13 protein-coding genes are annotated in these 13,183 nt (G+C 71.9%); 9 read left to right on the top strand and 4 right to left on the bottom strand.

Annotation, left to right across the window (positions count from 1 at the left end; all coding sequences use genetic code 11):
- A complete protein-coding gene (locus QSK30_RS24930; RefSeq protein ID WP_285506291.1) occupies positions 1-909 on the bottom strand; it encodes a M15 family metallopeptidase in 909 nt (302 codons plus the stop codon).
- A 125-nt stretch (positions 910-1,034) separates the two neighbouring features.
- On the opposite strand from QSK30_RS24930, the gene QSK30_RS24925 reads away from it, so the two are divergent.
- Both QSK30_RS24925 and QSK30_RS24920 read left to right on the top strand, forming a co-directional pair.
- A complete protein-coding gene (locus QSK30_RS24925; RefSeq protein WP_285506290.1) occupies positions 1,035-1,799 on the top strand; it encodes a S1 family peptidase in 765 nt (254 codons plus the stop codon).
- Between the two features lie 19 nt (positions 1,800-1,818).
- Entirely contained in the window at positions 1,819-2,250 is a 432-nt protein-coding gene (locus tag QSK30_RS24920; RefSeq protein ID WP_285506377.1) for a GNAT family N-acetyltransferase, read from the top strand.
- A gap of 266 nt (positions 2,251-2,516) precedes the next feature.
- On the opposite strand, the gene QSK30_RS24915 is transcribed toward QSK30_RS24920, so the two are convergent.
- Both QSK30_RS24915 and QSK30_RS24910 read right to left on the bottom strand, forming a co-directional pair.
- Entirely contained in the window at positions 2,517-3,323 is an 807-nt protein-coding gene (locus tag QSK30_RS24915) for a class I SAM-dependent methyltransferase (protein WP_285506289.1), read from the bottom strand.
- Positions 3,324-3,379: 56 nt separating this feature from the next.
- Positions 3,380-4,543, bottom strand: coding sequence for an 8-amino-7-oxononanoate synthase (locus QSK30_RS24910; protein WP_285506287.1), 1,164 nt, complete (start codon positions 4,541-4,543; stop codon positions 3,380-3,382).
- A gap of 75 nt (positions 4,544-4,618) precedes the next feature.
- Here QSK30_RS24910 and QSK30_RS24905 point away from each other — a divergent pair, with 75 nt between their 5' ends.
- The 7 genes from QSK30_RS24905 to QSK30_RS24875 all read left to right on the top strand — a co-directional run bounded on the left by QSK30_RS24905 (position 4,619) and on the right by QSK30_RS24875 (position 12,070).
- Positions 4,619-5,602 carry a cobalt-precorrin-4/precorrin-4 C(11)-methyltransferase gene (locus QSK30_RS24905; protein ID WP_285506286.1) on the top strand — a complete coding sequence of 328 codons (984 nt, stop codon included), beginning with the start codon at positions 4,619-4,621 and terminating at the stop codon, positions 5,600-5,602.
- Between the two features lie 39 nt (positions 5,603-5,641).
- Entirely contained in the window at positions 5,642-6,844 is a 1,203-nt protein-coding gene (locus tag QSK30_RS24900; protein ID WP_285506284.1) for a bifunctional cobalt-precorrin-7 (C(5))-methyltransferase/cobalt-precorrin-6B (C(15))-methyltransferase, read from the top strand.
- Positions 6,845-7,506: 662 nt separating this feature from the next.
- Positions 7,507-8,349 carry an alpha/beta hydrolase gene (locus QSK30_RS24895; RefSeq protein ID WP_285506283.1) on the top strand — a complete coding sequence of 281 codons (843 nt, stop codon included), beginning with the start codon at positions 7,507-7,509 and terminating at the stop codon, positions 8,347-8,349.
- 48 nt (positions 8,350-8,397) lie between these two features.
- On the top strand, positions 8,398-9,309 hold the full coding sequence (locus QSK30_RS24890; RefSeq protein WP_285506282.1) for a hypothetical protein: 912 nt from the start codon (positions 8,398-8,400) through the stop codon (positions 9,307-9,309).
- Between the two features lie 581 nt (positions 9,310-9,890).
- Positions 9,891-10,031: a hypothetical protein gene (locus tag QSK30_RS24885; protein WP_285506281.1), complete on the top strand. Its 141-nt coding sequence runs from the start codon at positions 9,891-9,893 to the stop codon at positions 10,029-10,031.
- Positions 10,032-10,351: 320 nt separating this feature from the next.
- Complete coding sequence (gene cobA, locus QSK30_RS24880) at positions 10,352-11,575, top strand: uroporphyrinogen-III C-methyltransferase (RefSeq protein ID WP_285506280.1); 1,224 nt, start codon at positions 10,352-10,354, stop codon at positions 11,573-11,575.
- An 84-nt stretch (positions 11,576-11,659) separates the two neighbouring features.
- Positions 11,660-12,070, top strand: a complete 411-nt coding sequence (locus QSK30_RS24875) for a hypothetical protein (RefSeq protein WP_285506278.1) — start codon at positions 11,660-11,662, stop codon at positions 12,068-12,070.
- A gap of 216 nt (positions 12,071-12,286) precedes the next feature.
- On the opposite strand, the gene QSK30_RS24870 is transcribed toward QSK30_RS24875, so the two are convergent.
- Positions 12,287-13,132: a hypothetical protein gene (locus QSK30_RS24870; RefSeq protein ID WP_285506277.1), complete on the bottom strand. Its 846-nt coding sequence runs from the start codon at positions 13,130-13,132 to the stop codon at positions 12,287-12,289.
- Positions 13,133-13,183 lie beyond the last annotated feature (51 nt).

Below are 13,183 nucleotides of genomic sequence, written 5' to 3'. Positions count from 1 at the left end.
TCACCGGCCCGTCGCGGAGAAGTGCTGGATGTCCACCGGTGAGGTCCAGGCCCCACCCCAGGACCAGCCGATCGCGGCGAAGGCGCGGACCACCCGGTCGCCCGCGAAGAGCATGCCCGGGCGGCGGTTCTTCCGGTCCACATAGGACGATGCCAGTTCCGGCAGGACCAGCTTCCCCTTCAGGTAGGGGTTGCAGAACGGGTTCACGTCCACCGCCAGGCCGTAGGCGTGCGCCGACCAGGTCGTGGCGCCCACGGTCGGGCGGCAGACGAACGCGCCGGTGTTGTTGCCGTCGCCGGTCGGTGCGAGGTCCAGTTCCGGCCGGGCGGTCACCCGCATCTCCTCCAGTGGGAAGCGGATCTCGTAGAGGGTGCCGAAGACCCGCGTCACGCCGTCGGCCACCCGGGCGTTGACGATCATCTCGCCGGTGTGGGTCTTCCCGTCGAAGCCCCAGAACGACATCGTCAGGTAGCGCAGGTCCTCCCGCCGCACCGGGCAGCCCGCCTGCCACGTGCTGCGCCGCAGCACCGCGTCCGGCACCGGCGCGACCGTGGAGGCGTAGCGACCGTCGGCCGGTGGCGGCAACAGGTCCCTTGTGGGCAGGGCGCGGTTGCGCAGCACCGGCGGCGTGGGCAGCACTTGGCCGAACCCGTCCGGGCCCAACGGCAGCGGCGTCGCACCGACCACCCACCCGGGCGCTTGCACCTGTGTCGTAGCGGTGGTCGTCGTGGGCGGTGGCGTCGTCGTCGTGGTCTCGGTGGTGGTCTCGGCGGGCGCGGACGAGCTCTCGGCGGCCTCCGGGCTCGACGTGGTGGCGGGCGAGCTCGCGGCCCGCTGTTGCTCCGGGGTGACACAGCCGGCGACCACGGCGAGCGTGAGGGCCAGGGCGGCGAGGAGGCGGAGGCGCACGTGCCCAGCATGCCGCACGCACCAAGGTCCACCCGTTCGAGCGACAGCGCAGAGTCACGATTTCCCGCTGGTTTGACCTAGCGTGTCCACCCGAGCACGCACTTCCCCACCGATAGGAGACCCCCATGAGGCGACACGTGCGCCGGATCCTCGGCGCGCTCGCCGCCCTGGCGATCATCGCGGCGGTGCTGCTCGGCCAGTTCGGCCGCGCCAACGCCCGCGAGCAGATCGTGGGCGGTGACCGGGCGGCCATCGCCGACCACCCCTACGTCGTCTACCTGGCCACCGCGGACGGCTTCCAGTTCTGCGGCGGCACCCTGGTCACCCGGGACAAGGTGGTCACGGCCGCGCACTGCGCGAAGGCGGTCCCGGTGGCCTCGATCCGGGTCGTCGCGGGCCGCGAGGACAAGCAGGCGGGCACCGGCCTGATCACCACGGTGAGCGAGGCCTGGATTCATCCGGGTTACTCCAACGTCACCGGCGGTGACGACGTCGCCGTCCTCACCCTCACCCAGCGCCTGCCCTACCGCCCGCTCCCACTGGCCGCCGCGGACGATCAGCCCGCGGGCACCCCCGCCACCATCCTCGGCTGGGGCCGCACCTCCGACGGCGGGCCGCCCTCGCGCTACCTCCTCAAGGCCGAGGTCCCCCTCATCGCAGACACCGAATGCGCCCGCGACTACAACGGCTTCACCGCCCCCGGCATGGTGTGCGCGGGCGTCCCCGAAGGCGGCGTCGACACCTGCCAGGGCGACTCCGGCGGCCCCCTGGTGGTGGCGGGCAGACTCGTCGGCATCGCCTCCTGGGGCGAGGGCTGCGCCGAGGCGGGCAAACCCGGCGTCTACACCCGCGTCACCGAGTACGCGGACCTGATCACCGCCCACCTGTGATATCCAGGGCCGCGTGAGCATGCGCGCGGCCCTGGGCCCAGACCTGACCAGCGAAGACCTCTACGCGCTACTCCGCTTGCGGGTGAACGTCTTCGTGGTGGAGCAGGAGTGCCCCTACCCGGAACTGGACGGACGCGACCTGCTCCCGGACACCGTCCACCTGTGGTGGCAACCGGCAGCGGAGCCGCTGGCCTGCCTCAGAATCCTCGGCACGCCGGGCACGGAACGCCGGATCGGGAGGGTCTGCACAGCGCTGGACGCCAGAGGCACCGGCCTGGGCGGAAAGCTGATGGCCGCGGCCCTCGACCACATCGGCCCCGACCCGAGTGTCCTGGACGCCCAGGTCCAGGCCCAGAACCTCTACGCCCGCCACGGCTACCACCCGGAAGGCGAGGAGTTCCTGGACGACGGAATCCCCCACATCAGAATGCGCCGCCCCGGACGCCATTGAAACAGCCATATTCCGGTTTGCTGTGCCAGCGGGGGCTGGATTGGGTGAACCTGCTTTGTCTGGGGCCCCTAAGAAAAGAGGCGCCGTGGGTAAAGCGGGTGGGAAAGGGATACCCACCGCCTGGGCCAGGCTAGCGCCTCTTTTCTCCCCAGACAAAGCAGGTTCACCCAATCCAGCAGTTGGTTGGGCGGGCGCGGTCAGTTGCTGGCTGGGCAAGACTGTTTTCCAGTGCTCTTGGCGGGTGGCTGGATCCGCAAATGGTCTTCCTAATCCAGCACAGCTTCCAACGTATAGCTGGCCGCCAGTCGCTCCGGCGCTTCCTTCAGTCGCCACTCCCCGTCGGGGCCAAGCGTCATCTGCCCGGGCAGGGCATCCCAAGACACGCTGTCGTGCTCCTCGAGCCGCGTGATGCGCAGTCCCTCATCCAACAGCGCCGTCACCACTTCCCCCAGCCCGTGGTTCCACGTCGCCGCAAGTCCATGTGTGAACACAACGTCCGTGTCCACATAGGTGTTTGGCTCGTCGAACACCAGCGGCTCTTCCTGTTCGAAATACGGATACCGCAACACCGCCGGATTCGCCTTTTCGTCCAGGGCCCACAACATCGGATGCCCTTCCCGCAGGAACAGTCGACCTCCGGGCCGCAACAAGCCGGCCACCACGCCTGCCCACCGCCGGATCGACGGCAGCCAGCACAGCGCCCCGACTCCCGTGTACACCAGGTCGAACTGGGCCGCGCCGAGCACCGAGACGGCGTCGTAGACCTCGGCCTCGTAGTAGTCCACCGCGCCCTCGGCCAGCAGTCGGGCTTGGGCCAGGGACGCGGGGGAGAAGTCCAGTCCGCTCATCCGCGCGCCGAGTCGGGCCAGGGACAGGGTGTCCGTGCCGATGTGGCACTGCAGGTGCACGCCGCGCAGCCCCGACACGTCGCCCAGCCGCGGGCGGTCGAACCGCACGACGTCGCTGAGGTGTTCGGGGTCGTCGCGGTAGCGCTGGAAGCCGTAGTCGGTGGAGGCGGCGTGGGCGGGCGCGCGTTCGTCCCAGTTCGCCTTGTTCACCGCGACGTAGTCCACCGGGGCATGGTCCATCCCCGCATCATGGGGCGCGGGGCGCCCTTCGTCGACCGGATTCAGCGCGGCGCGTGCCGGGTGATCACGTCCACCGCCCGGTCGATGTCGCCCTCGGTGAGGTCGGCCCGAGCGGTCAGGCGCAGCCGGGACACGGTGTCGGGCACCGACGGGGGGCGGAAGCAGCCCACCCACACCCCGGCCGCGCGGCAGTCGTTCGACCAGGTCAGCGCCGCCTCCGGCGAGGGCGCCCGGACCGAGACCACGGCCGCGGTCGGCTCGCTCACGGTGAGCCCGGCCTCGGCCAGGCGGGCCGCCAGGGTGGTCGCGACCTCCAGGACCCGGGTCGCGCGTTCGGGCTCCTCCTTGAGCACGCCCAGCGCCGACAGCGCCGCCGCGGCGCTGCCGGGGGCCAGGCCGGTGTCGAAGATGAAGCTGCGCGCGTTGTCCACCAGGTGCTTGATCACCCGGCGTGGACCCAGCACGGCGCCGCCCTGGGCGCCCAGGGCTTTCGACAGCGTCACCGTCGTCACCACGTCGGGGTCCTTCGCCAGGCCCGCCGCGTGCACCGCGCCCCGGCCGCCCTCGCCGAGCACGCCCAGACCGTGCGCGTCGTCGACGATCAGACCCGCGCCGTGCTGCCTGCACACCGCCGCGAGCTCGGCCAGCGGGGCCAGGTCGCCGTCCACGCTGAACACCGAGTCGGTCACGAACAGGGCGCGCTCGGTGCGGCGGGTGGCCAGTGCCCGGCCCGCAGCGGCCGGGTCGAGGTGCCCGACCACGGCCACCTCGGCGCGGGCGAGCCTGCACCCGTCGATCAGCGAGGCGTGGATGTGCGCGTCGGTGACGATGGAGCAGTTCTTGCCCGACAGGGCCGTCACCGCGCCCAGGTTCGCCGCGAACCCGGAGGAGAACACCAGCGCGGACTGCGTCCCGCAGAACCGGGCGAGCTCGAACTCCAGCTCGCTGTGCAGCTCGGTGCTCCCGGTGACCAGCCGCGAGCCCGTCGAACCGGCGCCCCAGCGCAGCGTCGCCGCGGCGGCCGCGCCCGCGACCCGCTTGTCCTTGGCCAGCCCGAGGTAGTCGTTGCCCGCGAGGTCGAGCAGGTCCGAGTCGTGCGCGCGGGGCCGCAGCTGCCTGCTCAGACCCGCCTGCTTCCGCTCCTCCGCGTGCCGGTCGATCCAGTCGAACACCTGGTCGGCGGGGGTGGGTGCGTCCGGGTTCACGGCTGCGAGTCTGGCACCGCGGTCACCACCGGCCCAGGTCCGGGTGCCCTAGGTGACAGGCGATACGGTCGTGCCATGCGTGGCGCCGTGAGTTTCGTGGGAGCTGGACCAGGTGCGGCCGATCTCCTCACCCTGCGCGGCGCGAGCCGGATCGCCCAGGCCGACCTCGTGCTCTACACCCCGAGCGTGGTCGACGCGGCCTGGCTGCGCGAGCACACCAAGCCCGACGCCGAACTGGTCGACCACGCGCGCCTCGGCGCCGACGAGCTGGTGGAGCTCCTGCGCAGGCTGGCCAGCAGGCACCACCGCGCGGTCCGCCTGGTCGCGGGCGACCCCGCGCTGAGCGCGGACCTGCGCGAGCAGCGCGAGACCTGCGTGAAGCTGGGGCTCGACGTCGAGGTGGTCCCCGGGGTCTCCCCGGTCTCGGCCGCGGTCGCGGCGACCGGCACCGGCGCGGTCGAGACCGGTGGCGCGGACACGCTGGTCGTCACCGAGGCCGATTTCGACCGGGTGCGCGAACTTGCGGCCGACGGGCGGACCATCGCGGTGCAGGCGCCCGCCGCGCGCGCCGCGGAGCTGGTCGAGGCGCTCACCGCCGCGGGGCTGGACCCGGAGATGCCGGTCGTGGTGGCGTACAAGGTGTCTTGGCCCGACGAGACCCTCTTGCACACGACGCTCGCGGAGCTGGTCGCCGAGGTCAAGCGCGCGAACCTGTGGCGACACGTGCACTTCCTCATCGGCGACGCGTTGCGGCAGGCCAAGCCGCGCGCCGGTTACGCCCCGCGCGAGACCGAGGTCGGACAGCGTTGGACGTCGCGCAGTTGGCGGTCTTCGCGTACCGAGGGCTCTTGGGCGAAGCGGACTAACGGTTCCGCGGTGGCTGTTGTCGAAGCACCGGAAGAGGAACCGCCCGCACTACCTGAGCCTGAACCAGAGGTCATCGAGCCGGTCGAGAGCGCCGTCGAGGCGGTAGCGCCCGTCAAGCGCGCGCCGACCCCCAAGAAGCAGCAACCCCGGGCTCCCCGCACGACCGCCCGACGGACGACCAAGAAGTCCTGAGCCTCCCGCGGGCCGCCTGAACGTGGTCGAATACCCGCCATGACGGTGACCGTGGTGGGTGTGGCCGGGCAGTCCGTGCCCGCGGGTGCCGAACAGGCCCTGGGGACGGCCGGACTTGTCGTCGGACCGCGGTCTCTGCTGGCAGTCCACGCAGGCGACGCCCGCACGGTCGCGGTCATCGGTCCGCTCGGCGAGTCCACCGTGGACGAGATCGCCAAGGCCGTGTCCGAGGGTCAGGACGTCGTCGTCCTGGTTCCGGGCGACGCGGGCTACTTCGGGTGCCTGCGGGCCCTGCGCGGCCGGGGCTTACCCGTTGCCAGTCTGCCGTCCGTGACAGACCTCCAGCGCATGGCCGCGATGCTCAAGCGACCGTGGGACGACATCACCGTGGTGAGCGCGCGCGGTCGGGACTTCCGACCCGCGGTGAACATCTGCCGCGCGCGCAAGGCGGTAGCGGTGCTCACCGCGCCCAGCGCCGGACCGGCGGAGCTCGCCCGGGAACTGGTCGGCTGGCGGCGCAACCTCGCGGTGCTAGAGGACGTCGGCGGCCCGGCCGAGACACTGTCCATTGTGGACGTCACGGAGGCCGAACGGCGGCGCTGGCGGGAGCCGAACCTGGTGCTGTGCCTGACCTCCATCGACGCGGTGGGCCACGACGAGTGGATCGCGGGCGGTCAGCCGGTGCCGCCCGCCGACGGCTGGGCCCTGGACGAAAGCGCTTTCGCCACCCGCTCCGGGGTGGGCATCGCCCCCGAGGTCCGCGCGTTGGCGCTGGCCCGGCTCGCGCCCCGGCCGGGCGCGCTGGTCTGGGACGTCTGCGCCGGTTCCGGCGCGCTGGGCATCGAGGCGGCCCGGCTGGGGGCCGCGGTGATCGCGGTCGAGCGCGACTCGGGGCTGTGCGTGCGGATCGTGGCCAACGCGGGCGCGCACGGCGTCGACGTGCGGCTGGCCGACGGCGACCCGCCGGAGGTGCTGCCCAGCCTGCCGCGCCCGGACTCGGTGTTCGTCGCGAGTTCCCGCCCGGACATCGTGCGGGCCTGCGCGGGGGTCGGCGCGAACCGGGTCGTGGTGCTGGTACCTGAACTGGACCGGCTCGGGCACACCCGTGCCACCTTGGCCGACGCGGGCTACGCGGTCGACGGCTGCCAGCTCTCGTCGTCGAGCCTGGTGGCGCTGCCCGGTGACACCGTGGGCGTGGCCCCGGCGAGCTCGACCTTCCTGTTGTGGGGCAGCCGCAAGTAGGCGTCACGGACGTCGAACCGCGGCGGCGGCTTGGCGGCGGGTACCGTCGCCGCGACCGGCCGACCACGCACCGTATATCGTCCATTTTGGACAAATTGAGCGCCGCGCCGCTCGTGTCGGGCCACGTCGCCGAGCCTGGCGGCGGTCAGAAGTCGCCCAGGTGTTCCGCTCGGACAGTGGTGGGCGCCACACTGTCGGCATGTCTGAAGGTCATCTCGCCCCCGGTCGAGGCGCTCGCCGAGTCGGTGCACTGGTCTACGACCCGCGCGGCCGCGACACCGGCACTGGACAGGACTGTCCGGTAGGGACCAGAGTCGCCGGGGTGTCCGTCGGATGGCCCACGCCGATCGTAGGTAATTGCCCGAGTGCCCCCGTTTCCGTGCGCGAATCGCCCACCGGGATGTCTACGGTCGATCGGAACACGCTGGTGGAGCACGAGGAAACACGTGGTGTACCGGGAGCGACCCACCGTGGGTACCCGGCGCGTCCTCCGGTCCGCCAGTGTCACCAGCCGACCACGGGTGGTGAACGGTCGAGGTCGCCGGGGGGTCGGCGGCGCGAAACCGGGAGCGCTCCAGGGATATCCGTTTCGACGGGTATGGCCACGAACGCGCGCTAGACCAATAGGATCTCCGGAGGGGTCCGTGACGAGCGGAGAACTTGTGAATACTGCGCGAACTGTTCGGGTGTCCCGGCGGTCGGTGCTGCTGGGCGGCCTGGGCCTGGGAGCGGGACTCGTCGCGGGGTGCCAGCAGCAGGCCGGTCCGGCGGGCACGCCGGACGCGCTGCAGACCCGGGCGCCGGTGTCCGAGGCGCCGCCGGTGGTCACCGGCCGCAGCCTGTCCGCGGGGCGCTACCGCGAGGTCGACATCGTCATCATCCGCCCGGCCGGGATCCCGCCGGAGCCGATCCCGGTCTGCCTCGCGCTGCACGGCGGGCTGGGCACCGCCAAGGGCTTCCTGGAGCTCGGGTTACCGGACATGCTCACGCAGCTGGTGAAGAGCGGGAACCAGCCGTTCGCCATCGCCTCGGTCGACGGCGGCCGCTGGGTCGGCGACAAGGACGACGACCCGCAGCGCATGCTCAACCAGGACCTCCCCGGCTGGCTGGACTACCACGACCTGGCCAGCACCCCGTTCTCGGTGCTCGGCTTCGGCGAGGGCGGCTCGGCGGCGCTGGTGGCCGCGCGCACCCCCGGCTACGCCGCCGTCGCGGCGATCAGCCCGACGCTGTTCGACACCTGGGGCGAGGCCGCGGGCACGAAGATCTACCACGACGAGGCGCAGTGGAAGGAGTTCGACCCGCTGCGGCACACCGTCGAGCTGTCCAACGTGCCGGTGGGCCTGTGGTGCGGGACCGAGGACCGGCCGTTCGTCGACCTGACCCGCAGGCTCGCCGACAAGACCAAGGCGGTCACCGCGTCGTTCACCCCCGGCGGCCACGACACGGAGTACTTCAAGCGGGCGCTGCCCGAAGCCCTCAAGTTCGTCGGCGGCTACCTGTAGCCTTTCCAGGGGCGCGGACTCGCCGCAGCCGCACGACCTGGGGACGGCATGACCGAGCAGCATCCCGACGGACCGTTCACCCCCATGCCCCCCTCGGGCGAGCCGGAGGCGCTGCAACTGGGCATCGTCCCGCTGCGGCCGTTGACGCTGACCGACATCGTCGGCGGCGCCGCGCAGGCGCTGCGCCGCAACGCCCCCGCCCTGCTGGGCATCGCCGCGGTGGTCCTGGTGGTCGGCGAACTGCTGCACCGGCTGCTCACCGCGCTGTTCATCGGCCCCGTCCCGGACCCGGACACCATCGTCGCGGGCAGGCGCCCCGACTGGGCGCTGCTGCGGCCGATCCTCTACGACGCGCTGCTCGAACTGGCCATCCTCGCCGTGCTCGGCCTGGTGATCACCTCGGTGGTCAACGTGGTCGTACCGCGGGCGGTCTTCGGCCACACCACCCCACCGCGCGCCGCGCTGGCCGAGGCCGCCCCCGCGCTGCCCAGGCTGTTCGCGACCACGGTGCTGACGTTGGTCGTCTACACGCTGGTCATCCTGATCGCCATCATGCCGGTCCTGGTCGGCGGCGCCGCCGGTGTCCTGCTGATGTTGCCCGCCCTGGCGGGCTTGGTCTACCTGGCCATCGCGTTCGTCTTCGCCCCGTCGGTCGTGGTGGTCGAGGGCGTCGGCCCCGCCGCGGCCCTGGACCGCTCCCGCAAGCTCGTGCACGCGGTGGGCTGGTGGCGGGTGTTGGGCATCCTGGCGCTGGCCCAGATCGCCCTCGGCCTGCTGGCGCTGATCATCAGCACCCTGTTCGACCGGATCAGCGGCGGCAGCCTGCTCGCCCAGTCCCTCGCGATCGTCATCGGCGGCATCCTGTCCTCACCGGCGTACGCGGTGGTCCAGTCGCTGCTCTACATCGACCACCGCGCGCGCTCCGAGGGCATCGAGGGCATCTGGCGCAAGGCGGGTTGATCCTCGCGGGGCCCCTGGCGGGTCGGTTCGCGCCCGGTCGGTAACGCCCTCCAGCGGTCAGCTGGTGGACCGGCAACTCCCAACCGTGCGGGCCACTGTGCACGGGCTGGTTGAGGTTTGGCGGACACGGAGTTTGGCGGCTTCCGCTGCGATCACTGCGTCTCGTGGACACGGTGGACCGCAAGCAGATCTTGCGCACGTTGCGGGATGTGTCGTTGCAGGCCACCGACGTCCTCTTGGTGTACCTGGCCGGTCACGCCACCCCGCAGGACCCGGCTGAGGACGACCTCTACCTCTGCCTGCCGAACACCGATCCCTCGGACTACCTCTGGTGGCACGACGCGCTACCTACTCTGACGTGCGCACGATCATCCGGGAGAGTCCGGCCGCCAACCGGATCGTCATCGTCGACAGCTGCTTCAGCGGTCGGGTCTTGCCCGAGGCGATAGGGGGGGGACGTCGAGCAGCTCTTCGACGTTCTCCGGCGTACGTGCTGGCGCAATGAACTCGCGCGGGCGCCGCAGCAGGCACGGCTCACCGCGTTCACCGGAAAGCTCTTGGCTCCGTGGAGGATCTGCACCGTGGTGCTCGGTGCGGCCGCCAGCGGCACGTTCCTCTGGCAGTCCGGCTACAGCGCCTTGGTCGCCCTGCTGATCGGGCTCCCGATCGGCGGCCTCGGCTACCTCGCGGCAGTGCTGGCCGCAGGCTGGGAGAAGCGATGACCAGCCTGCGCCGCACCAGGATCCTGCCGCTCGCCGCCGCCGTGCTGGTCGTCGCCGGGTCGACCGCGGCCGTGCGGATGTTGCTCAGCCCTGCAGCCCGCTACCTGTCCGGGACCGTTCGGGTGGGGGTCAACGGATCACTGCCCGCGCCGACGGTTGGCAGCGGGCTTTCGACGAGCACCTGGCCGACAGCCAGGACGCGGCCGGGCACAAGCCCGACGGCGTCGACCGGCGCTTCTGCGGCTGACCGGTGCCGCCTCGGTCACACTGACGGGCGGCGATTTTCTCCTCCCAGGAGGTGACCAGGCATGCTGTCCCGCATGGCGAGTGAGCAGCACTACCTGGCGGGCCTGGACCTCGCGGGCCGACGCGTCGTCGTCGTCGGGGGCGGCACCGTGGCGCAGCGGCGGCTGCCGCGGCTGGTGCGGTCCGGCGCGGTGATCGAGGTGGTCTCGCCCGAGGTGACGCCGTCCGTGCAGGCCATGGCCGACGCGGGGGAGATCACCTGGCACCACCGGCCGTACCGGGTCGGCGATCTGGCGGGCGCCTGGTACGTGCTGTGCTGCACCTCGGTCACCGAGGTCAACGTCGCCGTGGCCGAGGAGGCCGAGCGGGTGCGCGTGTTCTGCGTGCGCGCGGACGCGGGTAGTGAAGGTAGTGCTGTTACTCCCGCCAGCGGTGAGTACGACGGTCTGCTCGTCGGTGTCCTCGCCGGGGGAGAGCACCAGCGTTCGGCCGCCATCCGCGACGGTCTGCTCGACGCGTTGCGCGAGGGGCGGATCGCTGACCAGGCGCGGGAACCCGCCGGTGTCGCGCTGGTCGGTGGCGGACCCGGCGACCCGGAGCTGATCACCGTGCGCGGGCGGCGGCTGCTGGCCCGGGCCGACGTCGTCGTCGCCGACCGGCTGGGGCCGCGCGACCTGCTCGACGAGCTCGCCCCGAACGTGCTGGTGATCGACGCCGCGAAGATCCCCTACGGCCGCGCGGCCAGCCAGGACGCGATCAACGACGCGTTGGTCACCCACGCCAGGGCGGGCAAGTTCGTGGTCCGGCTCAAGGGCGGCGACCCGTACGTCTTCGGCCGCGGCTTCGAGGAGGTGATCGCGTGCGCCGAGGCGGGCGTGCCGGTCACCGTGGTGCCCGGGGTCACTTCCGCGTTCGCCGTGCCCGCGGTCGCGGGGGTACCCGTCACCCACCGCGGGGTCGCGCACGAGGTGGTCGTCGTGTCCGGGCACGTGGGCCCGGACCACCCGGCGTCGTTGACCGACTGGTCCGCGCTGGCGCGGTTGAGCGGAACCATCGTGCTGATGATGGGCGTGGACAAGCTCGACCAGTTCGCGTCGGCCCTAATCGCTGGTGGGCGCCCCAAGACGACGCCCGTGGCGGTAGTGCAAGAGGGCACTACGCACGCTCAACGGGTGCTGCACTCGACGCTGGAGGAGGTCGCCGCCGCCGTGGTCGCGGAGGGGATACGACCACCCGCGGTCACTGTTTTCGGACCCGTAGCGGGTCTCTGCTCCCCAAAGAGTGAGTACGCGCATTAACAGAATGCGTACCCACTACGGATTGTTCTTGGTACTACGGCCCAGCGATGGTGGTGGTCTCCCGACCCAGAGGAGATCCGAACCGTGGCCTACGCGATCGATCCCTACCTGAGCCCCACCGTCACCCCTGGCGACTTCAGCGTCTCGGTCGACCCGCTCGTGCTGCGGGTGCAGCGGCCCGGCGACTTCATCGTGGCCGTCGCGACCAGGGCGGGCGCCGAGGCGCACCCGCTCGCCTTCGAGGTCCGCGGCCTGCCCGAAGGCGTGGAGGTCGAGTTCGAGCCGAACGCCATCACCGCGGGCCAGTCGGCCAAGCTCAGCTTCGCCGTGGCGAGCTGGGCGCGGGTGGGCACCTACTCGGTCACCGTGCTCGCCTCGACCGAGTCCGGCCTGGCGGCGCGGGCGTACGCCTCGCTCACCGTCGAGGACCCCGAGCCCGAGGACCGCCTCGACATCGTGCTGTCGAGCCCGGCCGCCGCGCCCCGGCACCGGTAAGCACGACCCGTCCACGCGGGGGCGCCGCCGGGTACCCGGGCCGATTTCGGCCCGGCCTCCCGACGGCGGCGTCAGCACCCTGCGGAACACTCGAACTGGTATCACTCGCGGCCCGGCCGCCGCGCCCGGTGTCCACCCGTCACCGGGACGGTGGCACCCGAGCGCGTCGGCGCGGCCGTGTTCGACCTGGCTGGACCGGTCGTCGTGGTCGCCGAGCTAGTCGGGCCACTCCCAGCGCACGCAGAGGATGCCCGGACCGAAGTCCAGGGCCACCGCGTGCGCCTTGCCGTCCAGTGTGACGTCCAGCTTGCGCCGGTTCGTCACGTGGTCCTCCATGTCGACGGTGTACTGCTCCAGGTACGCGGGCAGCGCCCGCGGGTCGAAGCGCAGCTCCAGCACGAACTCCCGGACGGGTCCGGGGAACTTGCGGCAGTAGCTGTCGTCGCCCCGCGAGTACGGCGGGCCCGGGTGCTGCAGCGCGTAGTCGACGATCGTCGTCTCGCCGCGGCTCAGCGGCTGGTCGAGCAGGATCTCCGCGGCCACCAAGCCCGCCGCGGGGTCCTGGGCGACCCGTCCGATCCGACAGGTGTCGCCCGCGGTGATCTCGGGGAACGGTCTGCCGGGCACCTCGAGGTCGTACACCATCAGCGTCCGGTCGGCCCCGTCGCGCTCGGCGCGGAAGACCTGCCGGATGCTCAGCGACTTCTCGCCGCGGTCGACACCGATCTCCATCTTGTCGTGCTGGCTGAGCTTGGTCAGCGCGGTGTCGCTGGTGAAGTCGATGCGCTTGAGCAGGTGCGAGACGGGCTCGCTGTTGCCCCAGAGCGCCTCGACGGTGAGCCGCGAGGACTCCCGGTTGACCCGGCCGCGCGGGCGCGGTGGCCCGAGCAGCGCGATCAGGGAACCGGTGGGCACCCCGAGGACGTCCTCGAGGTGGCCGAGCGCGGCCAACGACTCCGCGCGCTCCGGCCTGCGCCTACCCGACTGCCAGTAGCTCAGCGCCGTGACGCTGATCGACACACCGCGTGCGCGCAACCGGTACTGGATGCGATCGAGGCTCAAGCCACTCGCCTGGATCGCTGACCTCAGCGCAGTGGGGAACGCGTCGGCCGC

The sequence above is a fragment of the Actinokineospora sp. NBRC 105648 genome (assembly GCF_030269645.1).
Lineage (GTDB): Bacteria > Actinomycetota > Actinomycetes > Mycobacteriales > Pseudonocardiaceae > Actinokineospora.
This window is presented reverse-complemented; position numbering and strand designations above follow the sequence as displayed.